Here is a 24,741-nt window from a genome sequence, read left to right on the forward strand (position 1 = left end):
AATATGGACCTTCAGCAAATCTTACGCGCACTGATTGTAGTGATCGTGCTGCTTGTAGCAGCCACGCTGCTGGGCGTGATCCTTCAAGTGGCCACTGCGCTGCTGAAGATCGGCCTAAAGATCTTGTTGGTCTTAATGATCGTGCTTGTGGTGCTCCGTTTTTTTGAGCTTCTGCTTCGTCGGCGCTGACCTTCGAAGGGCTTCCGACGTATTTTGGACCCTGGCCTCCATGGGACAATCTGCAACCACATGCCCCAACGTACCTCTGCACTGCCTCCGCTAAGCTTTGCGGTTCGCTCCGAAACGGACCGGCTACACCAGGTGATTGTCCACACACCTGGACCTGAGCTGGAGCTGGTGGCTCCTGAACACCGGCTGACGCTGCTTTTTGATGATCTCCTCTTTTTAGAAGAAGCGCAGGCAGAACATCGCTGCCTGTGCCAGCTCTTCGAAAAGGTCGTAGGCCCTGAAGGCGCCGTACTGCAAATCACCGAGCTGCTACAGCAAGCGTTTGCTGTAGAGGACGCACGTATGCAGTTTGTCGAACAGCTTTGCCAACTGCAACCGGAAGCGAATCTGCAGGCTTTTGCCCGTGAGCTGCGGGCGCTTTCTCCGGAAGCCTTACTGCACTTTGCGCTCACCGGGCAGAGCCCGCTCCCGCTCAATGCTCTGCCCCTGCCCAATTTGCTCTTTACCCGCGACTTGGCTGCCGTCGTGGACGACCATCTGATCGTCAGTCACCCAGCTACCGCTGTACGGGCCCGCGAAAGCCTTATCTTACGCATTATCCTGGAACACCATCCCAGCTTTGCCGGGCTACGTGACCGCATCCTCTACCTGCCAGAAGGCGTGACCTTTGAAGGGGGCGACCTATTGGTAGCTTCGCCCGAGGTCGTTCTTCTTGGACACTCGGAACGAACCTCCCTAGGTGGGGTGGCTCATGTAGCCCGAGCGCTGTTTGCCCACACCTCGGTACAACACGTGCTGGTGGTCGACTTGCCCAAACAACGTGCCTCCATGCACCTCGACACCGTATTTACGTTTGTCTCCCCCGATGAATGCGTCGTCTTTCCCCCGATCTTCCAGCAGGAAGGGCATTTGCTCCACCTGATGCGGACCGACACGCCAGAACGCATCCTTACAGCAATGCCATCCGACCTTAAAGCCGTATTGGAGGCGCTGCTCGATCGCAAGCTGACGTTTATTCCTTGCGGTGGGAGCAACCCCATACACCAGCGGCGGGAGCAGTGGACCGACGGGGCAAACTTTTTTGCCCTGGCCCCTGGTGTTGTGGTGGGCTACGAGCGCAACCATTATACGTTCGAAGAAATGCGCCGCCACGGCTATCGCGTTGTCACCGCCGAGAGCTTTCTGGCATACTATGCGGAAAGTCCCTTCGAGCCCGGTGAAGAAAAACTGGCCATCAAGCTGGAAGGCAATGAGCTATCGCGTGGCCGTGGGGGCCCACGTTGCATGACACTTCCCCTGGCGCGGCAGTCTTAAGCGGCCTAAAAGCAAATCCGTCCCTTGCCATGAGCTTAGATCGCTTGTTAGCACCCCACAGGCGTTGGATGGAGGTGGCCCTGCGCGAAGCCGAACGTGCTTTTGAAGAAGGGGAAGTGCCGGTAGGCGCTGTGGTTGTCCAAAACGACCGGATTATCGGCCGGGGCCACAACCGCGTTGAGCAGCTCAAAGATCCTACAGCGCATGCCGAGATGCTAGCCATCACGGCAGCCTGCAGCACCTTAGGCACGAAATACCTGAACGGATGCACGCTTTACGTCACCCTCGAGCCGTGCCCCATGTGTGCAGGAGCTATTCTCTGGGCCCGGATTGACCGCGTCGTCTTTGGAGCATTTGATGAAAAAGCTGGGGCAGCTTCGACGTTGTACAACCTGCTCCAAGACGCTCGCCTGAATCACCAAGTAGAGGTACTTTCAGGCTTAGAAGCGGATCGGGCTTCGGCACTGCTACAAGCCTTTTTTCGCCAACGCCGCAGCCCAAACTAAGACTTCACAGCATCGCGCGAAACCCTGCTTGGCAAGCCGCGGTACAGCTTTGCAAGTTGCTTAGCCCTCCAAAGGTAAGATGTGGGATGTCGTCATCGTTGGTGCAGGTCCAGTAGGCCTGGCCTGTGGCATTGAGGCCCGTCGGCGTGGTCTGGAGGCGTTGATTATCGAAAAAGGCGCCTTGGTAAACTCATTTCTGGGATATCCAACCAACATGGAATTCTTCTCCACGCCGGAGCTCATGGAAATCGGTGGGCATCCGTTTCCTACGCAGGGCTACAAACCAACACGTGAAGAAGCCATCGAGTACTACCGACGCGTTGCAGCCGCCGAGCAGCTGCGCATTCGGCTCTATGAACGCGTGCTGCAGGTCACGGGCGAAGATGGTGCTTTCACTGTCCTTACGGAAAAGGGGACCTATGCCGCGCGCAAGGTCGTGATCGCTACGGGTTTTTTTGACCTTCCGAACTACCTAGGCGTACCTGGGGAGGACCTCCCTAAGGTTTCGCACTACTTCAAAGAGCCTTTCCCTTATACGGGGCAAAAAGTAGCTGTGATTGGCGGGCGCAATTCAGCAGCCAAAGCTGCGTTAAGCTGCTACCGCCATGGTGCTGAAGTGACCCTTATCCACCGAGGTCCATCGCTTTCGGACAAAATCAAGTACTGGATTCGCCCGGACCTCGAAAACCGCATTCGTGAAGGCAGCATTCGGGCATTTTTCAACACGCGCGTGCTGGAAATTCGCCCCAGCAGCCTGTTGCTCCAAACGCCCGACGGAAAGCTGGAAATCGCAAACGACTGGGTACTGGCTTTAACTGGCTACCGGCCTGATCTCGAATTTCTCGCGCGCCTTGGTATCCAGATCGGCGACGACCCAGCCCGCACACCTTATTATAACCCAGAAACGTTTGAGACCAACCGACCAGGTCTATATCTGGCTGGAACGGTTTGCGGGGGCCTAAACACCAGCCGCTGGTTTATTGAAAATGGCCGTTTTCACGCTAGCCGCATCATGGAGCACATTGCTACGGGTCGTGTTGCCGAGGCACCTGCCCTCGACGGTCAGCACTGGAAAACCGCCGAGTAGCCTCTTTTAGTGGGCTGGCGTTGCGGTCGCTTGTTCACGCCGCACTTCAGGAACTGCATCCGGGGGACGCTCACGCGCCGGAAGTCCCAACACGGCATACGCCCGGTTCAGCGCGTCGTCAATGTTCCCAAAAACGTTTTCCTCTCCTACCCGATTCAGAAACCCTGACCGCTGCATCACTACCAAGGGCTGCGCGTGCACCCCAGAAAGGATCAGCACAGTCCCCTCTCGACGTGTGCGGTCCAACAAATCTTCCAGTGCCATCAGTCCGGTAGCATCCAAAGAAAGCACCTTGCGCAGGCGCAGAATAAGTACCCGCGGAGGCTTTTCCACCTGACGTAACGCATCCTTGAACTTGTCCGCTGCCCCAAAGAAAAAGGGCCCGTTCACCTCAAACACCTCGACCCCTTCTGGGATAAAACGGGTTCGAAGGGGATTAGGATCTTCTTCCTCTTCTTCTTCTAAAAGAGAACGCGTAACATAGCTCATCTGCGTTACTTCGGCCATACGGCGCATAAAGAGTAAAGCAGCCAACACAACACCAACTTGGATGGCTACGGTCAGGTCTACCAGTACCGTAAGCAGAAACGTGGCTAGCAGCACCAGCACATCGCTCTTAGGCCCACGGAAAAGCTTCACAAACAGATGCCATTCGCTCATGTTGTAAGCCACCACCAGCAAGATACCCGCCAGCGTAGCCATGGGCACCAGAGCGGCCCATTTACCAAAAAAGAGCATAATAAGCAGCAACACCAAGGCATGGATCATACCAGCTATGGGCGTACGACCCCCATTTTTGACGTTCGTGGCCGTCCGTGCAATCGCTCCAGTAGCAGGAATACCTCCAAAAATCGGAGAGAAAACATTTGCTATGCCTTGGGCGATGAGTTCCATATTGGAGCGATGCCGCCGGCCTGTCATCCCATCGGCCACAACCGCCGAAAGCAACGATTCGATACCTGCCAGCAGCGCAATCGTCAGCGCAGGCGAGAACAGCTCAGGTAAAGCCTCCCAGGAAATCGCAGGAAATACTGGTTTGGGAAGCGTGTTGGGAACCGCACCAAACCGGCTTCCTATGGTCTCTACAGGAAGGTTCCCCAAATGCACCAGCGCCGTGGTCACCAGCAAGGCGATCAGAGATCCAGGCACCCGATGGGTTAGACGCGGCCAGTAGACCACGATCATCACGGTCAGCAACCCAACCCCTACCGCATAGGGATTAAACGTGTGAAGATGCGCTCCATAGGCCACCCATTTTTCAATAAACGCCGCAGGCACCGAAGACATCTGCAGGCCCAGAAAGTCCCTAAGCTGCCCGGCAGCAATGATCAGCGCTATACCTGCCGTAAAACCTACCGTGACCGGATATGGGATGTACTTAATTACGGTGCCCAAACGCGCCAACCCCATCACCATCAGCAGCAAACCCGCCAGCAGGGTTGCCACGGCTAACCCTGCATAGCCATGCTGCTGCACAATCCCATAGACAATAACAATAAAAGCGCCCGTTGGACCACCAATCTGGACCCGACTACCGCTAAAACAGGAAATCAAAAAACCAGCAACAATGGCGGTGTAGAGTCCTTGCTCTGGCTTTACCCCTGAAGCAATCGCAAATGCAATTGCCAGCGGCAAGGCTACAATCCCTACAATAACCCCTGCGCTAAGATCTTTTATGAACTGCTCCTTGGTATACCCTTCACGAAGAACAGTTAGCAGCTTAGGTTCGAGCTTACTTTGGGGCATGGGTTAGAAAAGCTTTGTGAGAAAAAAAAACGGGTCTTTGTACTTGTCGACCTCAAGAAGATCCGAGAATTTTAACCTAAAACCGCAAAAGCTCTTCGGCTTTAGCTTTGCCTGCCTAAGGCTACTTGCGCAATCCAACCCCAAAGCTCCCGAAGGCCTAAGCCTGTGTGCGCAGAGGTCACGACAACAGGGACTTCCAGCGCCCGCTTCGCTAACGCCTGCGCTACCTGGCGCGTAGCCTGCACGCGCCGGGGAGCAGACACTTTATCGGCTTTAGTCAGCGCAATCAGGTAGGGGACGTGCTGGCCACGCATGAGGTCCATCATGGCTTCATCTAGGGCCGTAGGCGGATGGCGGCTGTCGACCAAATGCACAACAAGCGCTAGCGTAGGACGCTCTTGCAGATAGCGTGTGATGAGCTGCGCCCATGCACGCCGCTCAGCCTGAGCCGCACGCGCAAAGCCGTAGCCAGGAAGGTCTACAAAATAAAGGTGGTTATCGACCAGGTAAAAATTGAGTTGGCGCGTTTTGCCCGGCGTACTGCTAACGCGAGCCAGGCCAGGAGCCCGAAGTAGCGCGTTGATCAAGGAGCTTTTACCTACGTTCGATCGTCCAGCAAAAGCCACTTCGGGCAGCCCCTCGACCGGCAAATCCTCCCAGCGCGTCACGCTGCGCAGAAAACGCGCGGCAGGTTTTTTCACGGTTGAGCGTCTTTTATGCCTGCACTCCCAAATGCTCGCGGACGGTCTCGCCAATAAGCGCCGGGTTGCGTACCACAACAGCCCCAGCTGCTTCTAGCGCCTTGAATTTTTCTTCAGCCGTGCCTTTCCCACCAGCAATAATGGCACCTGCATGGCCCATCCGTCGTCCCGGAGGAGCCGTTGCACCGGCAATGAACGCAAAGACAGGCTTGGTCATGTAGGCCTTAATAAAAGCCGCGGCTTCTTCTTCAGCCGTACCGCCGATTTCGCCGATCAGCACCACCGCTTCTGTTTCTGGGTCGTCTTGAAACAACCGGAGCACCTCGGTAAAACGCAACCCAATAATCGGATCGCCCCCAATCCCAACCGCCGTGCTCTGCCCCAATCCCATACGCGTCAGCTGGTCTACGGCTTCGTAGGTCAGCGTACCTGAGCGCGACACAACACCAATGGTCCCTTCTTTAAAAATCATCCCTGGCATAATGCCTACTTTCGCCTGGCCAGGCGTAATCACACCAGGGCAATTGGGACCAATAAGCTTAGCCCCTTTTTGCCGCACATAATGATAGACCGGGATCATGTCCCGCACCGGGATGCCTTCTGTAATGCACACAATTACCTCAATACCAGCATCGACAGCTTCTACGATAGCATCCGCTGCAAAGGCAGGAGGCACAAAGATAATCGACGTGTTGGCGCCTTCTTTTTCTACTGCCTCTGCCACAGTATTAAAAACAGGCCGATCTAGGTGTTTCTGCCCGCCTTTGCCTGGAGTAACGCCAGCCACAACGTTGGTCCCGTATTCAATCATCTGCTGGGCATGGAAAGTCCCTTCTTTACCCGTGATGCCCTGTACCACCAGACGTGTATGTCGGTCAACCAAAATGCTCATGGTTTTCTGAGGTTTAGCCTGTTTATAGGGTGCTAAGCTCCATCAGCGTTTTTCCTACCTGTAGCAGGGTGGCCTCGTCAAAATGCCGTCCCAAAAGCTGAGCGCCCACAGGGAAGCCACTTGAATGCGTACCTACAGGTACCACCAGACCAGGGATGCCAGCTAAGTTCGCCGTCACGGTGTAGACATCGCTGAGGTACATTTCGAGTGGGTCCGAGAGCTTGCTCCCCAGAGGGAAAGGCGGGGTGGGCGAAGCCGGCGTAAGCAGCACATCGACCTGCTCAAAAGCCCGGTCAAAATCCTGTCGAATTAACCGGCGTACCCGCTGTGCTTTGGCATAATAAGCTTCATAATAGCCCGCCGAGAGCACGTAGGTGCCCAGCATAATGCGGCGTTTGACCTCAGTTCCAAAACCCTCGCTACGAGAGCGCACATAGAGACGATAGATTACCGCGTCGTCGCTACCGCTTTCGGCCAGCTCACGTCGGATCTGCTGCACATCGGCGCGGTAGCCATAGCGAATGCCATCATAACGCGCCAAGTTACTTGAAGCCTCCGCTGTGGCCAGAATGTAGTACGCAGCAATGCCGTATTCGGTGTGCGGTAGCGATACTTCTTGCACTACGGCTCCAGCAGCTTCAAGCTGCGCAGCGCGCTTTTCGAGCACCTGGCGGATCTCCGGATCCAGGCCTTCGGCGAAGTATTCACGCGGCAATCCAATCCGCAACCCTTGCATGGGGCGGTCCAGCGCTGCCACATAGTCGGGCACAGCTACCGGCGCGCTGGTCGAATCCCAGCGGTCAACCCCAGCCATCACTTGCAGTAGCCGGGCCACATCTTCAACCGTGTGCGCAAAAGGCCCAATCGTATCCAAAGATGAGGCATAAGCGACCAATCCATAGCGGCTGACGCGCCCATAAGTAGGCTTAAGACCTACAACCCCACAAAAGGCGGCTGGCTGACGAATAGATCCCCCAGTATCGCTGCCTAGTGCGGCATGGCACATTTTTGCGGCAACCGCCACGGCCGATCCCCCGGAAGACCCCCCAGGCACGTAGTCTGGGTTGATCGGGTTACGCGCCGGACCAAAATACGATGTTTCGTTCGACGAGCCCATGGCGAACTCGTCACAGTTGGTCTTGCCAATAAAAATCGCCCCTGCCGCGCGCAAGCGCTCAATGACTGTGGCGTCGTAGAGGGAAACAAAGTTTTCCAGCATGCGCGAGCCGCAGGTGACGCGCTGGTCTTTGATGCAAATCACGTCCTTTACCGCCAGCACCAATCCACCCAGAGGCGGCAACGGTTCCCCTTGGCGCAAACGCTGATCCAGCGTTCGTGCCTGAGCAAGCGCACCAGCTGCATCTACGGAAATGAAGGCGTTTAGCCGAGCATTTTCGGCCTCAATGCGCTCCAAAAAAGAAGAGACCAGCGCTTCGCAACTGGTCTCACCCTGCTCCAGCGCCCGACGGGCGTCGGCGTACGTCACATACTCCATAACGCGATCAGACGGGGTCAGTTCTGCGTCGACTCCGGCTGCTGTGCCGACTCTGATTGCTGCGTCGACGAGGAAGTCGTCCGCGCCGTCGCTGTCCCTTGCTGTGGTGGCCGAATCTGTGGCCTTTCTTCTACCTCTACAGAAAGCTCACGCGAAACCTCCCGCGTAGCCTCCTTAAATTCCCGAATGCCTTTTCCAAGTCCACGCGCAATCTCTGGGATACGCTTAGCCCCAAAAACCAGAAGGACCACCAAAAAGATCAGTAAAAGCTCAGTCGCACCGATGTTGCCAAACATGACGTCACCTCAGCGAAAGTTTGCGGGCGGTCTCGTATTGGAATCAATAATAGAAAAATTTACGCAACCTCTCCCCTTACCATGGCAAAATCTTACAAAAGATCACACCGGTTGGCAAAGCCAAAACGACCGCCCTAAGCTAGGGTTCCGCCTCCCAGAAACCCCCTGCAGCCACGACCGTTTTTTCTAAGCAAAAAGTTGCTATGCAAACTTTTGCCTTGCTCTCCAAAACGGCCCTTCAGGCTTGGCCTAAGGCAGAGCTGCACTGCCACTTAGATGGCTCCTTGCGTCTGGAAACACTTCTGGACCTAGCCCGCCAACAGGGAAAAACTGCGCTCCTCCCTGCCGACAGTCTTGAAGGATTAGCAGAGATTTTACAGCAGGTCGATACCTCGGCCTCGCTAGAGGCCTATTTGCAGTGGTTTCGCTACACGGTCCCCCTGATGCAAACGCGAGAGGCGCTCCGCCGGATTGCCTACGAACTGGCCGAAGACGCTGCCCGAGAAAACGTCTGCTACCTCGAGGTACGCTATGCGCCGGTGCTGCACACCGAAGAAGGCTTAACGCTCGAACAGGTCAATGAAGCCGTACTTGATGGCTTGCGGGCTGCTGAACGCGACTTTGGCCTACGCATCGGATTGATTCTTTGCGGCTTGCGCCACCTACCGGAAACGTTCTCGCTACGTACAGCCGAGCTGGCCGTAGCCTATCGCAAACGTGGCGTAGTGGCCTTCGACCTGGCCGGTGGCGAAGCTGGACACCCGCCTAAGCACCACCTGCACGCCTTTTACTACGCCCGCAACCATCTGCTCAACCTAACGGTCCATGCTGGAGAGTCTTGGGGACCGGATTCCATCCATCAGGCCTTGTTTTACTGCGGCGCCCATCGCATTGGCCATGGCGTCACGCTTTACCAAGATCCTGACCTCTTGCAATACGTGCTCGATCATCAAATTCCCTTGGAGATTTGCCCTACAAGCAACGTGCAGACGAAAGCCGTTGCCGACTATGCCACCCATCCGCTCCGGTATTACGTAGAGCATTCGCTGGCCGTGACCATCAACACGGACAATCGCCTCTTCAGCCGTACCACCATGACCGAAGAATTGTGGCGTGCGCACACTGCCTGTGGCCTAAGTGTGCAACAACTCCGAGAAGTCGTGCTCAACGGATTCCGGCACGCCTTTTTACACTGGGATGAGAAACAGGATCTTTTGCGCAACGTGGAAGCGTCGCTCAAGCAGCTTACAGCCGACCCAACACAGCCAAGCCTTACCCACTAAGCTTTATCGCCGTCCATGATACGTCGCGTCTCTCAAGCCCAAAGTTTACTAGGCCTTGTTGAGCTTCCGCCCGACAAATCCATTGCCCATAGGGCAGCCCTGCTGGCAGCCTTAGCCGACGGCACCTCACGCTTGGTGAACTACCCTTCAGCTGCCGATCCGCAGTCGACGCTTTCCTGCCTGCGCCAGCTGGGCGTGCCCATCTATGAAGATGCGCACGGCATCCTAGTGGTAGAAGGCCGCGGTTTAGAAGGCTTGCGAGCACCCAACCAACCCCTTGATTGCGGCAACTCGGGCACCACAATGCGACTTTTGGCGGGTATACTGGCGGGGCAACCCTTTGCCAGTACCCTCGTGGGCGACGCTTCGCTAAGCCGCCGCCCTATGGAACGCATTGCAGCACCACTGCGCCAGATGGGCGCTGTGGTCACGCTTACCGATGGGCACCCCCCCCTCTACGTTCAGGGTTGCCGCCCGCTACGCAACATTACCTATCGCCTGCCTGTGCCCTCAGCTCAGGTCAAGTCCTGCGTCCTGCTGGCTGGCTTGTTTGCTGAAGGGGAGACGACCGTCATCGAATCCGTACCTTCGCGGGACCACACCGAACGCATGCTGGGCTTAAATGTGGTAGAGCTAAACGGCGAACGCTACCTGACCGTCCAGGGCGGTATGCGCATTCCTGCACGCACTTGGGCTATCCCGCGCGACTTCTCGGCAGCTGCGTTCTTTTTGGTCGCTGGCACCCTTGTACCCGACAGTGAAATCCGCCTACCTGGGGTGGGACTGAACCCTTCCCGCAGCGCCTTGCTCGACGTACTCCGGGCCATGGGCGCCAACATCCAGGTCGAAAATGAACGCGTCTACGGTGGCGAGCCGATCGCAGACCTTGTAGTGCGCAGCAGCACACTACACGGTGTGCAGGTAGCGGGAACGATTATCCCTAACCTGATTGATGAGATTCCAGTGCTGGCTGTAGCCGCTACCTGTGCCCATGGCCGCACCGAAATCCGCGATGCTGCCGAGCTGCGCGTCAAAGAAACCGATCGCATTGCTGCCATGGCCGAAAACCTGCAAGCCCTCGGGGCACGTGTCGAAGTGTTCGACGATGGACTAGCCATCGAGGGACGCTGTCGGCTACGGGGAACCACCGTGCGTAGCTTCGACGATCACCGCATTGCTATGGCCATGGGCGTAGCCGGACTGGTTGCCGAGGGCGAAACCCTGATCGAAGGGGCCGAATGCGCCCGCATTTCTTTCCCCGGCTTCTGGGAGGTGCTAGATCGCCTGGCTGGCCGACCTATTCCAGCCAACCCCTAGGCCGCTTCATCCTGGCCTGGAATCCATAAATGACGCGACAAATCCACCCGACCGTCTTCGGTAAACGTGACGCCCTCACTACGCAAACGCTCTTCCATCACAAAAGGCCCCTCAAAGTGCATGCGACCCGTTAGCTCTCCCCGACGGTTGACCACCCGATGACAGGGCAAATGCGATCCAGCTGCCGCATTGAGCGCCCAACCCACCGTGCGCGCTGCACTGCGCGCACCTAAGTATGCCGCAATGTGCCCATAGGTCGTCACCCGCCCTGGTGGAATCTGCGCCACCACCGCCCAAACACGCTCAAAAAAATCTCCTTGCACTGCCTGCGACAATTTGCGCGGGTTTTGCTTTACGAGATCAGCTCGAAATTGATGGCGCGCCATACTTCCTGACCTGAATGCAAATCCCGAACCCGAACAACTACCTCTACCGACCGCATATCTTTCCAGGTCTGTAAATCCAAAACAATATACTCTCGTGCCTTGCGGCTTGTCCCTTCATAAACGGTCCGTGAACCTATCTGTACGAGTTCACCTCGCCGCAACAGCCCACCTTCTGCCCGACGCCGCACTTCATAGGCAACCTCATAGCGCGTACGCTCCCCTGCTCCAAGCCGTAAATGATATACCTCAAAATACAGCGCTAGCGGCACCTCTGGGCTTAGCTGCACAAATGGATAGGGCCGCCCAGGCAACGTGTCGCTTGCTGCAGCATCATACCAGAGGGGAAGCAAATCGCTCATCTCCAAAAGCTCCGGATCGGCCTTAAGTGCCCTTAGCGAATCCAAGCGGATTGCAAAAAGCTTTACCAGAATAGCTTGTTCAGGCGAAAAACGATGGGGCAACGTCGCGTATTGATCCACTTCAAAGGCCAGATGATATAGATCACGCGGGCTTTCTACCACGTAGCGCTGAGGTGCCAGCCAGCCCTGCAGCTGCTCAAGGGCTGCAGCAGTTAAACGATAATAAAACTTGGCCGGAGCAGTGATGCGGTAATCGGCATCATACTGCAAAAGCGAACTTTCCAACACATAGGCCGCTTGCGCAGGATCGACGCCCTGCCGCTCTAGTCGCCGCTGCTGCGCTTTTGACAAACGAAATGTCGCCACTGGACCAGACCAGTAAACCTCGGTGCGCGTTACTCCATCGGGATTGAGAAAACGGGCTATGCGAAGCTGAATCGCTAAGGTATCGACTTCCTCGAGCACGTTCGAATAAAAAGGCGGGCGCAATGCTTGCTGGCGCTCACGTACCGTAAGGTCTTGCTGCTGGACTTTAGAAAGTATGCCCTGAGCAAAAGCAACGGCCGAGGGCAATTCAGGCCGTGGAATGCGACTTTCTACGGCAGTAATATAGGTGGCGAGTTCGTCATAGAGCATCCCATAGTCAATGTGATAGATCGAAAGCTGTCGGTAAATCTCTTCTAGCGTGCGCAGCAGGGCCATAACGCGCCGCGGACTTTGGTAGAGGCCGCGCGGAATGAGCTCCTCAGAAGTCCCGATGCGATAACCCTCAGCCCCCTTCCGGACAAAAAGGAAATGCAGGTCTTTATGAAGGTGAGCATAAACCCAGAATTCGTTTTCTGGGAATCCGCTTAGGCTTAGTGTAGGCTCCCGATCCAAAACCTGCTGTCGGTAGCGGGCATGGTCTAAACGAACGGACGTTTTTCGGCTAGGAGGGCCGTAGCAAACGTACACAAGCCCCCGATCATCCAATTTACCCCCTACGCTGTAGTGACGTATCGCATAAGCCCAACGCTCCAGATGCTCTTCCAAACGCTCATTTCGTGGCGTAGCCGGCCGCGGATCTTGCCATTGCCACCAACGCTGCAAAGCAGCGCCAGAAAGACTACGCCGCGCATCTGGATAAATGGCCTCTAGGGCTTGCACATGTGGGGCAAGAATACGCGCTTCCGCCTCCGTGAGCGAATCGTCCAGCAGTGTCAGCATGCGTAGGTAGCGCTGCGCAGCCTCCGGATACTGCAGCCGGTCCTGACGCGTAAAGACATCACGAATGTACCGATCGGCAGCTTCCAGCCAAGCCAGCCGTTCTTCGCGTGTTGGACCCTCGGCTACCGCCAGTTCTTTCTGGGGCTCTTGCGCCTGTGCTCTAGGCAGCAAGCTAATCCAAAGCATGCCCCAGCTTATCCAGCGCACCATAATACCTTCGGAAGCCTTTGCGTTCATAAGGCATACGCCAAAACAGAAGCGGGGAGCCCGACCTGGACTCCCCGCTTCTGTTTTTGTTGCCGCGTTCTTTTATCCGCCTAAGTTGGGATTGCTTAAGCGCTCACGCTCCGTGATCTCTAGGTATTTCCAAGTGCCCGCCGGCAAATGCCACCGGTTAAAACGCCGCTGGTCCATGAGCCGCTGACCTTGCACAAACAGCTCTTTGTCACGCTCTACATAAATAACGTCGAGGTCTACAGCACTCAAGGGGCTCAGGTTGCGGGAAGCCCGCACCTCGTTGACCAGCGTAAGGGCCCTCGTAGCATCGTTATCCAGACGCAGGGCCAACTCAGCCAGCATCAGGTGGTTTTCCTGCCACGTGATGATCGGTAAGCTCGATTCCCGGTCCGGATACTTGGCTTGGCGGTAGAAAACAGTGCCTGCAGCTGATGGAGCCCGTTCAATAGGAATACGGGAGGCCTCCGCAGGATCTGCTGCCAAATAGGCCTGGAAACGGTCGGCCACCACAATCTGCGTTCGCCCACGCCCACCTCCAAAATACCAGGGGTTATTGTCCTGCGTAGAGTAGCGCGCTACAAACGGGGCATCCCCAGGCCGCATTCCTCGCTGCGCTGCGTCACGGGCTTGGGCATACTTACCGTTGTACAAATGCGCACGGGCAATCAGGGAGTAAAGCGTCCGCTGCTGCACCTCATTAGCGTATTGCAACGCCTCGGTCCAGAGCGCTACAGCCCGGTCATACAGCTGGGCACTGGGGACAAAAGGTCCTCCCCCTTCATCAAATCCCCCTCCCTGGTCTGGGCCCAGGCCATAGTAGGAAGCCCAGGTGAAGCGCACTAGGCCACCGTACAGGTAGGCATTGTAGAGCGCTTGTTGCCGCAGCGACTCGTCCTGGAACGTCCCAATCCGATTTACCCGTTCGATCAGGTCCTTAGAGATATAGTAAGCCCGCCCCAGCGGCAGCATTGCTGCTGTGGTCGAGTTGTTATCCCGCAAGGGGTTGCCCTGATCGATATTGGCATAGGTAGGGAACGTGGCATTCTGCACGCGGGTGTCAAAAAAGCACTGATCCGAGAGCAGATCCCCTAGCATGGCCGACTGCCCATACCCCTGCCCAAACTGCTGCTGCAAGCCAATGATTTCGTAGGGAATCTGGCTTTCGTCCAAGAATTGGTCCTGGACTTCATCGATAGGGGGCTCAATGTCTTGCACAAAGTTGCTGCACCCCCCTGTAAAGCTCAGTCCTACGGCCACCAGAATCCAGGCGGCTATGGGAGCAATATATCGTTTCATGGTTGTTTGCCTGTAGGTTGGTGGTCGTTTATAACCCAATGCGTACCCCTAAGGTATAGACACGCGGTCCAGGCAACGTCAGGAAGTCCTGACCGTTGGTGGTGGTAATCCCACCATTAAAGTTGACCTCAGGATCAGGATTGCGATACTTGGTCGCAATCAGCAGATTGCGTCCTGCGGCGGTTATCACAAAAGACCGCAGCCCCGGGAAGCGCGTCAGGCGACGCAACCACGAGGTAGCATCCAGGCTGATGGCCACCTCGTCGAGCTTCCAGAAATCTCCAGGCTCGATGTAGTTTTCCACCTCGTTGTTGGTCCCCAGCAGGCGTACGTACCGTTCAGCCGCTTGCTGGTATTCAGGCGTTCCGGGTGTCAGCGGTGTAATAGGCTCCCAGAGCTCCCGCGGGACATTTTGGCCAATCGATAAGCCCAGCTTGCGGCGCAGCTCTAGGTATTCCCGGTGGTTCATGAAGTCGCCCGTGCGCGAGGTAAACGCCAGCGTATAGTTGAGCACCTTATGCCCAAGCGCATAGCGGGAGTTGGCCGTCAGTGTAAGCACCCGGAACAGGCGCAAGTTCATTCCAATGGCACCCGTATACCGTGGAATGGGAGTTCCATGATCGAAGCGTTCCCCGTTGTTCTCCAACTCTACCCCAGCGAAACGGCCTTGATTATCATAGCGGGGGCCTTTGATTTTCGGCACGTAGAACGTATTGCGCCGCAGTCCTTCGTCGATCACCGTGAAGCTAAAGGCATCGAAGATGGGCGACGAGCCGCCTAGGCTTCTTACTTTGTTGTCCTGCCAGGTAAAGGTAGCATTCAGGGAAAGCTGCACATTGCGTGTGCGAATGGGGTTAGCATAGGCTGCTGTTTCTAGTCCCCATCCATCGATGCGGCCTACGTTCCGGGGAATACCTCCTGAGTTCACGCCTGTGCCCCCAGAAGGTGGCAGCAGGAAGGTCACAATCGAATTTGAGGTGTATTGGCGATAATAGGTTAGCTCCACGCCATGCCCACCCCGGAACTCAAAGTCAAGGCCCAATTCAATCTCACGTGTGCGCTCTGGCTTGATGGCCGTGTTGCCAAAGCGGCTTACGACCAGCCCCACGCCATACCCCGACGGGGGTGTAGGCGCCCACAAAAGCGGCTGACCGTCCAGAAGGCCAGGCAGCGCGCCCGATTCTCCATAAGCAATACGGGCCTTGAAGAGGTTAAACTGGTTAAAAAAGCCGGGCAGGAAGCCTAACTGATCAAGGCGTGCCGACAGGTCTGCCCGGGGATAGAAGATATCGCCCGCATCACGACCATAGGCACTTGCAAAGTCCCAGCGAAAACCACCCGACAGGAAGAGCTTGTCTTGCCAGTTGAACTCCTGCTGCAGGAAAACGCCAGCCTCGCGCGCGTTGGTAAAGCCTTCGTTGGCGTTGATAAAATCAAGCCCCGAGCCAATGTTTTTCACCAGCTCCGAGCCAAAGTTTTGCTTCGTCACCCAGAACGTACGCTGCGTCACAATGAACGCTTGCGTACCCGTAATGGTGGTCGCGCGAATTTGGTTCGGCAAGGTATAGCTATAACGCACGCTGAGGTCGTAGTTAAACTGGTTACGGCTCAGCTGGTAGATGTTACGCTCGCCGCGAACCCGTCCGCTATACCTGTAGATAGGCGGATAGGTGGCATCGTTGCGCGTGTCGAGCCCATCGTAGCCCATCACGCCACGCAGCTCTAGTTGGGCAATCGGAGACCAGATCATTTCGATGGAGCCCACAAAGCGGTTTTCGCGGAATTTGTTTTCGATTGCCCGAACAGCAGCGCTATCGGTGAAATACCATGTGATCGGCGTTAGCAGCGTGTTGCCCAAATAGCCGAAAATGTTGTTGTCATTTTGGGGGCGATCGTTTTCGGTCAGCGAGAAAGCCGAGCTTACCCGCACCGTGACCCTATCCGAAGGATAGGCATCGAAGTTGGCCCGAAAGGCCCGCCGATTCAATGCATTGCTGGGCAAGTGTCCTTCTTCCCGACGGAGGTCCAGCGAAGTGTAGTAGCGCGTCCAGCCCGCTGTGCCCTGGATGGATAGAGCGTGATCCTGGATGGGCCCGCGCCGGAACAGCGCATTGGCCGCATCAGCAGTTATGTAGATGTCAGGATCGTATTTGCGGGCCTGCGTATTGTAGCCAAACGTCGAACGGTAGTCTACCTGCAACGCGTTAGCAAGCCGGCGAGCCCGCTTCGTTGTAATGAGGATGACGCCGTTTTGGCCACTGGTACCGTAGAGCGCACCGCCTGCTGGACCCTTGATGACCTCGATCGACTCGATATCTTCAGGATTCAAGCCAGCTAAGGTAGAATATTGCTGGCCACCAACGCCAAAGCCACCGATTTCGATATTGGTGACGCGTACCCCATCGATGTAAACCACAGGCTGGCCGGTACCGTAGAGCCCACCACCCGAACGCATGAAAAACCGAAAGCCACCGCCCAGGTTACCCGAAGGGTTCACAATCTGCAGTCCAGCCACTTTACCACTAATGAGTTGTGAGACCGAGCTGTACTGTCCCACCACCTCTAGATCGGCCGTGTTAATCCGCGAGACGGCCAGCGGCGCAATAGCTTTGGCTGTACGAGAAGCGACGCCCGTAACCACAATTTCTTCTAAGCCCCGGACGTCAGGCTCCAGCAAAAAGTTCAGCGTTACTGTAGCGCCTGCGGCAACACTGACTTGCTGCTGCGCTGAGCGGTACCCTACATAGGAAACCGATACGGTATAGGTCCCTGCGGGTACGTTTGCGATCTCATAGCGCCCCTCAATATCCGTAGCTGCACCCAGTGTGGTCCCCTGCACCACAATGTTGGCTCCCGGTAACCCTTCACGGGTATCCCGGTCTATCACCTGACCCCGAATGACACCCTGCTGCGCATAGGCTACCCACACTGGCGATAAAACGAAGAGCATCCCCAAAAAGAGACCTCTTCCCAGAATGTGCTGCAGCACATTCCTTGGCCTGGTCCGATCGTCCATAGATAAACCTCCTCGGCTGGTTTTGGGAATCTTCCGCAAGGTATACCCCGGATGTCCTCCTCATCCGGTACACTGTCCCCACTGGTGGATACTTAAAGATTTTCCCTGCAACCCTACCGCTCCAAGCGAAACCGGCCCAACGGTATAAAACCTATGCTCACCGGTTTTAAAAAAGAGATAGATCGCAAATCCAAAAGCGCTTCCGAGTTAAAATTAAATTTTGTTCTAACAGGCTGTCAAGCCAGACGAATCTAAATTCGTCGCAGCGTGGTATAGAAAAAACTTTTTTATCCTTTGCATGACGCCGTGTGGTTGGTTTCCGAAGTATTGTGCTATCTGCAAAAACGCCTTGATGCTCGGCGGCTTCGGCTAAACGTGCCCTTGGCCCCGTATACCACTTTTAAAATCGGTGGGCCAGCGGACCTATTTTTCGAAGCCTACAGGCGTGATGAGCTTGCTACAGCGGTTTTGGCTGCGCGTGAACTAGGCATCCCTTATTTTGTACTTGGCCTAGGTGCCAACATCTTGGTCGGTGACCGGGGTTTTCGAGGTCTGGTCATCCGCAATGCCGCCCGGGCTTACCGGTTGCTAGATGGCCACCGTCTTTGGGCCGAAAGTGGCGCCATCGTCTACCCCGACCTCATCGAAGTAGCCGTCAATGCTGGCCTTTCCGGACTGGAACACTACGTAGGCATTCCTTCCACTGTGGGAGGTGCGCTGTGGCAAAACCTGCACTTTCTCTCGCCGCCGCCTGAGCGGGCACGCACGATGTTTATTGCCGAGGTGCTGGCCGAGGCTGAAGTGCTGACGGCGGAAAACATGCGCCAGACGGTCGGGCCAGAGTACTTCTGCTTTGGCTACGACTATTCGATCCTCCATGAACGCGACGACATCGTGCTGGCCGCAACGTTTCAACTTGCTCCTGGTGACCCAGCCCGCATGCGGGAAATCATGGAGGCGAACCTGGCTTGGCGGCGAGAACGTCACCCTCCACTGGAAACTGAACCCAGTGCCGGCTCGATCTTCAAAAAAATCGATGGCATTGGTGCCGGACGCCTTATCGACCAGTGTGGCCTCAAGGGCACGCGCATTGGTGATGCTGAAGTCTCGCCAAAACATGCAAACATCATCGTTAACCGCGGCCGTGCTACCGCGACGCAGGTGCGTGCGCTCATCGCTTATGTGCAACACGTGGTCGAAACCCGCACCGGCTACCGGCTAGAACCAGAAATCCGTTTTGTGGGCGAGTTTGACCCCTTGCCCGACGTAGAAGCCTTGGCGCAATGGGTACACGCAAAAGCATCAACGTGATGGAAGCTCCTGCAGCACCGGTTGACTTGGCGTACCGTGCCTATGGAACCGAGGGTCCGGCCCTCCTGATTTTGCACGGCCTATTGGGCAGCAGTGGCAACTGGCACACGCTAGCTAGCAAAGCGTTTGCGCCGCATTTCCGCGTTTGGGCTTTAGACCTGCGGGGCCACGGCCGCTCGCCCCATGCTGAACCCATCGACTATCCCACCATGGCAGCCGATGTGCTGGCTTTCATGGACCGCCATCAGCTTGGCCGAGCGCACGTACTGGGCCACTCGATGGGCGGCAAAGTGGCGATGGAACTGGCGCTCCGTGCTCCCGATCGGGTCGATCGTCTCGTGGTCGTGGACATCGCCCCGCGTGCTTATGAAGCGCGCCACAACCACATTCTTCAGGCCCTCAGGGACATCGATCTTGCTCAGTACAATAACCGTCAAGCTATCGACAAGGCCCTGGCGGCCTCTATTCCTGAAGACAGCATCCGCCAGTTTCTGCTCAAAAACCTGCTCTATGATGCGGCCACGCAGACCTATCGCTGGCAGGTTGACCTGCAAGGCCTGATGCGCTACTATGACCGCATCAATGCGGCCATTAACAACCAGCGGCAGTTTACCGGACCGGCACTTTTTGTGCGTGGGGAGCGCTCCGACTACCTCACCGAATCCGATGCTACCCATATGCGCCGCCTGTTTCCCAGAGCCCAAATAGTCATCATTCCTGGGGCTGGCCACTGGGTGCATGCTGACGCTCCCGAGGCCTTTGCCCACACCGTAGTAACGTTTCTTCTCCAACCCGAAAGCTGATTTAGACCCGCTCTAGGCGCAGGCTACCTCGTCGTGGGTCAACGGCTTCGATGCGCACCTCGAGCAACGTGCCAGGAACCAGCACATCTCCCGTAGCCAATAGACCGCGCAAACCGTAGGGCTGCAGTTCGACGACATAGCCAGCTGGACGCCGTGCTACCACCAGCGCTTCAAATACCTGGTCGGTTTGTCGACTAAGCCACACCAACGCCCAGTAGCGGTTGACCTGTTGCTCTAAGGCCCGCGCTTCTTGCTCTGCTGCTTCAGCTGTAGCCAGCACTTCCAAAAGCTTTGTTGTATCGTAGGGTAAGGGGTCCCCTGCTAAAGCAGCCACAAGCTGGCGTTGAAGCACCAGATCGGCGTAGCGCCGAATCGGCGAAGTTATTTGCACATAGGCTTCAAGGCCCAAGCCCGCATGCGGCTGCGGGTGCGTCGAGAGGCGCGTGCGCCGCAGCCCCCGCAGCCGAGTCTCCAGCACGACTGGATCATAATCTAGGCATTGCCCCTCGAGCTCAGGGTCTTCCGGAGGGTCTTGTACCCGATAAATCATGGGTAACCCTTGATCAGCTGCCCAACGCGCGGCCGCGGCATTCGCCAGAATCATCCATTCGCTCACCAGCCGTCGTGCTGGCGTGTGCGGATCAATCACCTGCACGGTGATCGCTTCGCCTACAACCCGCACCTTGAGCTCTGGCCTGCGGATGATCAAAGCACCGCGGGCCAGTCGGGCTGCTGTAAGCTGCGTGCTCAGGTGAAAAAGCACGTGCAGGGCTTCGGCAAGCGCATGCGTAGCCTGCCCGCTAAGCAGGGCATCAACGGTTTCGTAGGTGAAGCCGTAAGCGATGCGCACCTGCCCACGGGTGAGTTGCGTCGCCTGAATTTGTCCCTGGGCATCGACAGTAACGACGACGCTGAGGCTTGGCCTGAGTGTTCCAGGACGTAGGCTAGCCAAATCGTAGCTGAGTCGCTCGGGCAGCATCAGCATGGGCCCATCAGGAAGGTAACGGGTTAGCCCGCGACGCTGCGCTTCAAGGTCCAGCACGTCCCCTGGCCGAACAAAGTAGGGGACGTCGGCCAGGTGCACGCCAATACGCCAACCGCCTTCGGGAAGGGGTTCTACGGTAAACGCATCATCGATTTCTTGCGTTGTAGCGTCGTCGATGTGGAATGCCTCCAAATGGGTAAAGTCAGTGCGGCCTTCCTCGGGGGCAAAAGGCATCAGCGCTCGAGCAGCAGCAAGCACTTCAGCAGAAAATTCCGGATCGATACCTGAAAGCAATGCCAAGCTGCTGCCGGAAGCTTCTAATCGGCCAGCACGGACCAGGATTTCCAGGGCGGCCTCACGCACCGTAAGCCCACGCTCGCGTGCCAACGTCTCGAGCACAGCTGCGGCTTCAGACGGTTGCCGCTGGCGCAGCAACGCCTCGAGCGCGTCGAGCAGTGCTGGCGAAGCCTCCACGCCCGCTGCGTCCCCAGCCTCTAAAAGCTGCGCAAGCTGCTGGCGGAGTGCTTCTCGCGCAGCGACTTGCTCCTGGCGACGCTGCTCGGCCAAACGCAAAGCCTCAACCTGTTCGGGCGTACGGGGCGCAAACGTTAACCCTTTACGTCCGAAATACAGCCTGTCGCGCAGCAGTGCCCGTAGCAAGGCAGACTGCTCCTGTGGACCGTCGGTGCCAAAATACAAGCGGGCAAGCGCCGGCAGTTCAAAGGATGCTCCTTCCCCACGGGCCGCCTCCCAAAGAAGGGCCAGGTCTATTTCCTCAGCACGCGCTTCCAGCTGCGCGATAAGCCCACGGGCCACTTCGGCCAACTGTGCTGTCGAAGCGGCTTGCTCATGGCAAAGCACAACACGGCGGATGGGTAACCGAATGCGACGGCCTGAAGGCGTAAGCGCCTGCAACCCATCGTTGCGTGCCTCCAAAACAAGCGCAAGCTGCGGCTGATCGTCTTCCAGGTACTCAATCAGTGTTCCCGGCTTCATAGCGTTTCCTTTTGTCTAAAGCCAACCATAGCCCAAACAGGCGGCCCTTTGTTAAATTATGGCGTTATGTCATTTTTGCATAACCTGCAGACCTGGCACGGTCTGTGCTAAACGCCTTTGACCACATACCTGAAATCTGGGGTTTGAGATTTAGCGACGCAGGGGGGATGCTATGGCGCAGATGCTCAAAGATTATTACGAAATCCTAGGCGTGCCTGAGACAGCTACCGAAGAAGAAATCAAAAAAGCGTATCGGAAGCTGGCACGGGAGTGGCATCCAGATCGGAATCCGAACAAGGCGCAGGCTGAAGAGCGCTTTAAAGAGATCCAGGAAGCCTATAGCGTACTGTCGGACCCTGAAAAACGCCGGCAGTACGATATGCTCCGCAAAAATCCCTTTAACGCCTTCGGTGGGTTTAGTCCAGGTAATGGAAGTCGCTTCTATCAAACGCCAGAGGGGACCTTCGTCCACTTCGAAACTAGTGGTAACCTAGAAGACCTGCTGGGTGGCGGGCTCGGAGATCTCTTTAGTCGCTTCTTTGGTGGATTTGGGCGCACTGGGCAGGATCCGTTTAGCCGCACGCGACACCCACGCGACGTTGAGGTGCGGGTTCGCCTGCCCTTTGAACAAGCCCTGCGTGGCGGGAAAACCGATATCACGCTACCTGATGGGCAAAAAGTACGCATTAACGTACCGAAAGGCGTACGGCCTGGCTTTAAAATTCGCCTCAAGAATGGCGGCCCTACAATTGCGGGCGTCTCGAAAGGCAACGTATATATCATCTTCGACGTAGAGCCGCACCCACGCTTCCGGCGCGAGGGAGACGACTTGTATACCACGCTCACCATTAATCCGCTAGAGGCCATGCTCGGCACCACGCGCGAACTGGTGGATGCTTACGGTCGCTATCTTAAGCTGCGCATTCCTCCAGGCACGCAGCCGGGCGAGCGCCTGCGCATCCGGGGACATGGTGTGGAAACCGATACTACCAAAGGGGACCTTTACGTCGAAATCCACGTCGAAATCCCCCGCAACCTATCGGCCGAGCAGCAGCGCTTGCTGCGCGAAGCTGCTCAAAAAGCGGGTTTGCTATCGTAGGCAAACCTAAGTGTAGTTTCATCCAAACGATAAGGTGCGTATGCTGCGTCCTGTAAAATACCGGCATGACCTAGGGTTACTCGTGCTACGACTTGGGTTAGGGTTGACGTTCCTTTTCGTCCATGGTGGCCCTAAGCTGTTTGGCGGCCCAGAACGCTGGGCGCGCGTGGGCAGCGTGATGCAAGTTTTCGGCATTGACTTTGCGCCGACGTTTTGGGGATTCGTGGCCGCACTGTCTGAATTTGTAGGTGGGGGTATCCTCCTGATCTTGGGGCTTTTTTGGCCCTGGGCTTTAGTGCCTGTCGTAGCCACGCTGCTTGTTGCTGCCTTGGGCCACGTTAGCGGGGCTATTCCTGGCGGCCCTTGGTACCCCCTGGAAATTGCGCTGGTCTTTGTGGCCCTGATGCTTACGGGTCCAGGCCATTACAGCCTCGACGCCCAACGTACCCGCCAATAACAATTCGGTAACATTTGGTCCTGGAACTGCCCCAAGGTTCCTTCGTGCATGAAAGGAGAAGCGCTTCGTTCACTTTCCATTCACCCATCTACAAGGAGGCTGCTATGGGAGCTAAACGCATCTTGATGATCGTGGGGGACTTTGGCGAGGACTACGAAATCATGGTCCCCTTCCAGGCGCTACAAGCCGTCGGGTGCCAGGTTGACGCCGTATGCCCAGACAAGAAGAAAGGCCAGAAAGTTCGCACGGCCGTGCACGATTTTGAGGGCGATCAGACCTATTCCGAAAAGCCAGGCCATAACTTCCAGCTCAACGCGACGTTCGACGACGTTCGTCCTGAAGACTACGATGCGCTGGTGATTCCTGGGGGACGTGCGCCTGAGTACATTCGCCTGAACCCGCGTGTGCTGGAGATCGTCCGGCATTTTGCCCAAGCCAACAAACCTATTGCCGCCATTTGCCATGGGCTACAGGTACTTGCGGCAGCCGGGGTGCTCAAAGGTCGGCGCTGCACGGCTTACCCAGCTTGCGGTCCCGAAGTGAAAGCTGCAGGCGGTGAATACCTCGAAGTGCCGGTCGATGAAGCGGTAGTTGATGGGAACCTGGTTACAGCACCCGCTTGGCCTGCCCATCCACGCTGGCTAGCCGAGTTTTTCAAAGTGCTTGGGCTGCGTATCGAACATGAGGAAGCCGCAATGGCCTGATTTTAATCCTTGATCCGAGCCCCAGAACCGCGCGCTTTACGATGAAAGCGCGCGGTTTTTTTTTAAAAAAACGCCTCACATAAGCGCATCCCCTGAGCCTCCAGCCACGTGCTTAAGTAACGTACTGCTTCACGTGTGCCTCGCGTTGAAAGCGGCAACCCAAAAGGCAGTACGCGTACCAACACACGGCCCTCCCTGGGGGCAGCTTCTAAGAGCACTTCCTGGACCAGATCCTCTTCTTCTATGCGCGCTAGAAACAGCAATCCGCTCCCATCCAGGGACCGATAAGCTTCCAAAAAAATTACATGTCCACCCTCAAAAGCGTGCACCAGCTTTTCAAAATGCTCCAGCTTAGGTAGCACACCTTCCAGCACGGCATGATGCATGACGTCGTAGCGTTCGATGGTTGGGAGAAACGGGTCGGGGGCTTCAGCAGCTTTATGGAAAACGGCGTGATAGATCGGTTTTTGTTGCGCTTGCCATTTGCGGGCGTATTTGGTTTGGAGCGTTTCTGGGGGTGGTTCAGTTACTTCGATCCGGAAAAGACCCGTCTGCTGCGCAGCCTCGAGCGCAAAGGCAAAGTACGGCGCGTCATCAGTCGTCAAGCGTAAGGTTCCCTGCGCTTCCAAGCGCGTCGACAGTAACGCAAAAAATGAGGTCTGCAACAAGCGTCGCGCCCGATGCCGCTCTTTGGGCCAGGGATCTGGAAAGTTGACATACACGCTGTGCAGACTGCGTGGAGGAAGCACTTGGCGCACCAAAAAACGCGCCTGCCCCAGGTAAAGCCGTACGTTTGTCAGACCAGCTTGGCGAAGACGACGGCGTGCCCGCCGCACGGAACCTGGAGAGATTTCCACGCCCAGCACGTTCCACTCGGGGTGTCGACTTGCCAGATCCAGAAGGAACCCGCCATCGCCGAAACCAATTTCCAAAACCAACGGCGCCTGCCGTCCAAAAAGCTGCTCTGGTGGCGTAGGAAACGTAAACTGGCCCGTACGCAATAGCATTACTGGGTCATGCGTTGGTGTGTTTGGACCAGATCCTTGACTAGGGCGTTCGT

The 24,741-nt window shown here is 56.5% G+C and carries 22 protein-coding genes; 11 read left to right on the plus strand and 11 right to left on the minus strand.

The window, feature by feature from the left end:
• Positions 1-3 precede the first annotated feature (3 nt).
• The 4 genes from J8E65_RS00855 (at position 4) to J8E65_RS00870 (ending at position 3,096) form a co-directional block, all read left to right on the plus strand.
• The gene (locus tag J8E65_RS00855; protein ID WP_210373512.1) at positions 4-189 is read left to right on the plus strand and encodes a hypothetical protein; all 186 of its coding nucleotides are present in this window, start codon (positions 4-6) and stop codon (positions 187-189) included.
• Positions 190-249: 60 nt separating this feature from the next.
• Positions 250-1,503 carry an arginine deiminase family protein gene (locus tag J8E65_RS00860; protein WP_210373513.1) on the plus strand — a complete coding sequence of 418 codons (1,254 nt, stop codon included), beginning with the start codon at positions 250-252 and terminating at the stop codon, positions 1,501-1,503.
• 29 nt (positions 1,504-1,532) lie between these two features.
• Entirely contained in the window at positions 1,533-2,009 is a 477-nt protein-coding gene (tadA, locus tag J8E65_RS00865) for a tRNA adenosine(34) deaminase TadA (RefSeq protein ID WP_210373514.1), read from the plus strand.
• A gap of 79 nt (positions 2,010-2,088) precedes the next feature.
• On the plus strand, positions 2,089-3,096 hold the full coding sequence (locus tag J8E65_RS00870) for a YpdA family putative bacillithiol disulfide reductase (RefSeq protein ID WP_210373515.1): 1,008 nt from the start codon (positions 2,089-2,091) through the stop codon (positions 3,094-3,096).
• 6 nt (positions 3,097-3,102) lie between these two features.
• On the opposite strand, the gene J8E65_RS00875 is transcribed toward J8E65_RS00870, so the two are convergent.
• The 5 genes from J8E65_RS00875 to tatA form a co-directional block, all read right to left on the minus strand.
• On the minus strand, positions 3,103-4,842 hold the full coding sequence (locus J8E65_RS00875; protein ID WP_210373516.1) for a SulP family inorganic anion transporter: 1,740 nt from the start codon (positions 4,840-4,842) through the stop codon (positions 3,103-3,105).
• A 101-nt stretch (positions 4,843-4,943) separates the two neighbouring features.
• Positions 4,944-5,543, minus strand: a complete 600-nt coding sequence (yihA, locus tag J8E65_RS00880) for a ribosome biogenesis GTP-binding protein YihA/YsxC (protein WP_210373517.1) — start codon at positions 5,541-5,543, stop codon at positions 4,944-4,946.
• Positions 5,544-5,556: 13 nt separating this feature from the next.
• A complete protein-coding gene (gene sucD, locus J8E65_RS00885; RefSeq protein ID WP_210373518.1) occupies positions 5,557-6,435 on the minus strand; it encodes a succinate--CoA ligase subunit alpha in 879 nt (292 codons plus the stop codon).
• 22 nt (positions 6,436-6,457) lie between these two features.
• Positions 6,458-7,930: an Asp-tRNA(Asn)/Glu-tRNA(Gln) amidotransferase subunit GatA gene (gene gatA, locus J8E65_RS00890; RefSeq protein ID WP_210373519.1), complete on the minus strand. Its 1,473-nt coding sequence runs from the start codon at positions 7,928-7,930 to the stop codon at positions 6,458-6,460.
• A gap of 17 nt (positions 7,931-7,947) precedes the next feature.
• Positions 7,948-8,226 carry a twin-arginine translocase TatA/TatE family subunit gene (tatA, locus tag J8E65_RS00895; protein ID WP_210373520.1) on the minus strand — a complete coding sequence of 93 codons (279 nt, stop codon included), beginning with the start codon at positions 8,224-8,226 and terminating at the stop codon, positions 7,948-7,950.
• Between the two features lie 203 nt (positions 8,227-8,429).
• Here tatA and add point away from each other — a divergent pair, with 203 nt between their 5' ends.
• Together add and aroA are read left to right on the plus strand one after the other, a co-directional pair.
• A complete protein-coding gene (gene add / locus J8E65_RS00900; protein ID WP_210373521.1) occupies positions 8,430-9,509 on the plus strand; it encodes an adenosine deaminase in 1,080 nt (359 codons plus the stop codon).
• A gap of 15 nt (positions 9,510-9,524) precedes the next feature.
• Entirely contained in the window at positions 9,525-10,826 is a 1,302-nt protein-coding gene (gene aroA, locus J8E65_RS00905; RefSeq protein ID WP_210373522.1) for a 3-phosphoshikimate 1-carboxyvinyltransferase, read from the plus strand.
• On the opposite strand, the gene J8E65_RS00910 is transcribed toward aroA, so the two are convergent.
• The 4 genes from J8E65_RS00910 to J8E65_RS00925 all read right to left on the minus strand — a co-directional run bounded on the left by J8E65_RS00910 (position 10,823) and on the right by J8E65_RS00925 (position 17,260).
• Entirely contained in the window at positions 10,823-11,161 is a 339-nt protein-coding gene (locus tag J8E65_RS00910) for an MGMT family protein (protein WP_210373523.1), read from the minus strand. The genes aroA and J8E65_RS00910 overlap by 4 nt on opposite strands.
• A 17-nt stretch (positions 11,162-11,178) precedes the next feature.
• On the minus strand, positions 11,179-12,987 hold the full coding sequence (locus tag J8E65_RS00915; protein WP_210373524.1) for a GWxTD domain-containing protein: 1,809 nt from the start codon (positions 12,985-12,987) through the stop codon (positions 11,179-11,181).
• A gap of 99 nt (positions 12,988-13,086) precedes the next feature.
• Complete coding sequence (locus J8E65_RS00920; protein ID WP_210373525.1) at positions 13,087-14,310, minus strand: RagB/SusD family nutrient uptake outer membrane protein; 1,224 nt, start codon at positions 14,308-14,310, stop codon at positions 13,087-13,089.
• Between the two features lie 28 nt (positions 14,311-14,338).
• Positions 14,339-17,260: a TonB-dependent receptor domain-containing protein gene (locus J8E65_RS00925; RefSeq protein ID WP_210373526.1), complete on the minus strand. Its 2,922-nt coding sequence runs from the start codon at positions 17,258-17,260 to the stop codon at positions 14,339-14,341.
• A 360-nt stretch (positions 17,261-17,620) separates the two neighbouring features.
• Between J8E65_RS00925 and murB the strand changes: the two genes are divergently transcribed.
• Complete coding sequence (murB, locus tag J8E65_RS00930; protein ID WP_210373527.1) at positions 17,621-18,637, plus strand: UDP-N-acetylmuramate dehydrogenase; 1,017 nt, start codon at positions 17,621-17,623, stop codon at positions 18,635-18,637.
• Positions 18,610-19,440: an alpha/beta fold hydrolase gene (locus tag J8E65_RS00935; protein WP_237181496.1), complete on the plus strand. Its 831-nt coding sequence runs from the start codon at positions 18,610-18,612 to the stop codon at positions 19,438-19,440. Before murB ends, J8E65_RS00935 begins: the two co-directional genes overlap by 28 nt.
• 1 nt (position 19,441) lies before the next feature.
• On the opposite strand, the gene J8E65_RS00940 is transcribed toward J8E65_RS00935, so the two are convergent.
• Positions 19,442-21,421, minus strand: coding sequence for an RNB domain-containing ribonuclease (locus J8E65_RS00940; RefSeq protein ID WP_210373528.1), 1,980 nt, complete (start codon positions 21,419-21,421; stop codon positions 19,442-19,444).
• 172 nt (positions 21,422-21,593) lie between these two features.
• On the opposite strand from J8E65_RS00940, the gene J8E65_RS00945 reads away from it, so the two are divergent.
• The 3 genes from J8E65_RS00945 to J8E65_RS00955 all read left to right on the plus strand — a co-directional run bounded on the left by J8E65_RS00945 (position 21,594) and on the right by J8E65_RS00955 (position 23,681).
• Complete coding sequence (locus tag J8E65_RS00945; protein ID WP_210373529.1) at positions 21,594-22,520, plus strand: DnaJ C-terminal domain-containing protein; 927 nt, start codon at positions 21,594-21,596, stop codon at positions 22,518-22,520.
• A 40-nt stretch (positions 22,521-22,560) separates the two neighbouring features.
• A complete protein-coding gene (locus tag J8E65_RS00950) occupies positions 22,561-22,977 on the plus strand; it encodes a DoxX family protein (RefSeq protein ID WP_210373530.1) in 417 nt (138 codons plus the stop codon).
• Positions 22,978-23,081: 104 nt separating this feature from the next.
• A complete protein-coding gene (locus J8E65_RS00955) occupies positions 23,082-23,681 on the plus strand; it encodes a DJ-1/PfpI family protein (RefSeq protein WP_210373531.1) in 600 nt (199 codons plus the stop codon).
• 62 nt (positions 23,682-23,743) lie between these two features.
• Here the strand turns inward: J8E65_RS00955 and trmB are convergent, their stop codons facing one another.
• Positions 23,744-24,688 (minus strand): tRNA (guanosine(46)-N7)-methyltransferase TrmB, encoded by a 945-nt coding sequence (gene trmB / locus J8E65_RS00960; RefSeq protein WP_210373532.1) that lies wholly within the window; start codon positions 24,686-24,688, stop codon positions 23,744-23,746.
• Between the last annotated feature and the right edge of the window lie 53 nt (positions 24,689-24,741).

Source organism: Rhodothermus bifroesti, from assembly GCF_017908595.1.
In the GTDB taxonomy this organism is placed as follows: domain Bacteria; phylum Bacteroidota; class Rhodothermia; order Rhodothermales; family Rhodothermaceae; genus Rhodothermus; species Rhodothermus bifroesti.

Bases quoted from the DNA above. Each gene is read 5' to 3' on its own strand.
- J8E65_RS00855 (WP_210373512.1), top strand. From the start codon at position 4: ATGGACCTTCAGCAAATCTTACGCGCACTGATTGTAGTGATCGTGCTG.
- J8E65_RS00860 (WP_210373513.1), top strand. From the start codon at position 250: ATGCCCCAACGTACCTCTGCACTGCCTCCGCTAAGCTTTGCGGTTCGC.
- tadA (WP_210373514.1), top strand. From the start codon at position 1,533: ATGAGCTTAGATCGCTTGTTAGCACCCCACAGGCGTTGGATGGAGGTG.
- J8E65_RS00870 (WP_210373515.1), top strand. From the start codon at position 2,089: ATGTGGGATGTCGTCATCGTTGGTGCAGGTCCAGTAGGCCTGGCCTGT.
- J8E65_RS00875 (WP_210373516.1), bottom strand. From the start codon at position 4,842: ATGCCCCAAAGTAAGCTCGAACCTAAGCTGCTAACTGTTCTTCGTGAA.
- sucD (WP_210373518.1), bottom strand. From the start codon at position 6,435: ATGAGCATTTTGGTTGACCGACATACACGTCTGGTGGTACAGGGCATC.
- gatA (WP_210373519.1), bottom strand. From the start codon at position 7,930: ATGGAGTATGTGACGTACGCCGACGCCCGTCGGGCGCTGGAGCAGGGT.
- tatA (WP_210373520.1), bottom strand. From the start codon at position 8,226: ATGTTTGGCAACATCGGTGCGACTGAGCTTTTACTGATCTTTTTGGTG.
- add (WP_210373521.1), top strand. From the start codon at position 8,430: ATGCAAACTTTTGCCTTGCTCTCCAAAACGGCCCTTCAGGCTTGGCCT.
- aroA (WP_210373522.1), top strand. From the start codon at position 9,525: ATGATACGTCGCGTCTCTCAAGCCCAAAGTTTACTAGGCCTTGTTGAG.
- J8E65_RS00915 (WP_210373524.1), bottom strand. From the start codon at position 12,987: ATGGTGCGCTGGATAAGCTGGGGCATGCTTTGGATTAGCTTGCTGCCT.
- J8E65_RS00920 (WP_210373525.1), bottom strand. From the start codon at position 14,310: ATGAAACGATATATTGCTCCCATAGCCGCCTGGATTCTGGTGGCCGTA.
- J8E65_RS00925 (WP_210373526.1), bottom strand. From the start codon at position 17,260: ATGCTCTTCGTTTTATCGCCAGTGTGGGTAGCCTATGCGCAGCAGGGT.
- J8E65_RS00935 (WP_237181496.1), top strand. From the start codon at position 18,610: ATGGGTACACGCAAAAGCATCAACGTGATGGAAGCTCCTGCAGCACCG.
- J8E65_RS00940 (WP_210373528.1), bottom strand. From the start codon at position 21,421: ATGAAGCCGGGAACACTGATTGAGTACCTGGAAGACGATCAGCCGCAG.
- J8E65_RS00945 (WP_210373529.1), top strand. From the start codon at position 21,594: ATGGCGCAGATGCTCAAAGATTATTACGAAATCCTAGGCGTGCCTGAG.
- J8E65_RS00950 (WP_210373530.1), top strand. From the start codon at position 22,561: ATGCTGCGTCCTGTAAAATACCGGCATGACCTAGGGTTACTCGTGCTA.
- J8E65_RS00955 (WP_210373531.1), top strand. From the start codon at position 23,082: ATGGGAGCTAAACGCATCTTGATGATCGTGGGGGACTTTGGCGAGGAC.
- trmB (WP_210373532.1), bottom strand. From the start codon at position 24,688: ATGCTATTGCGTACGGGCCAGTTTACGTTTCCTACGCCACCAGAGCAG.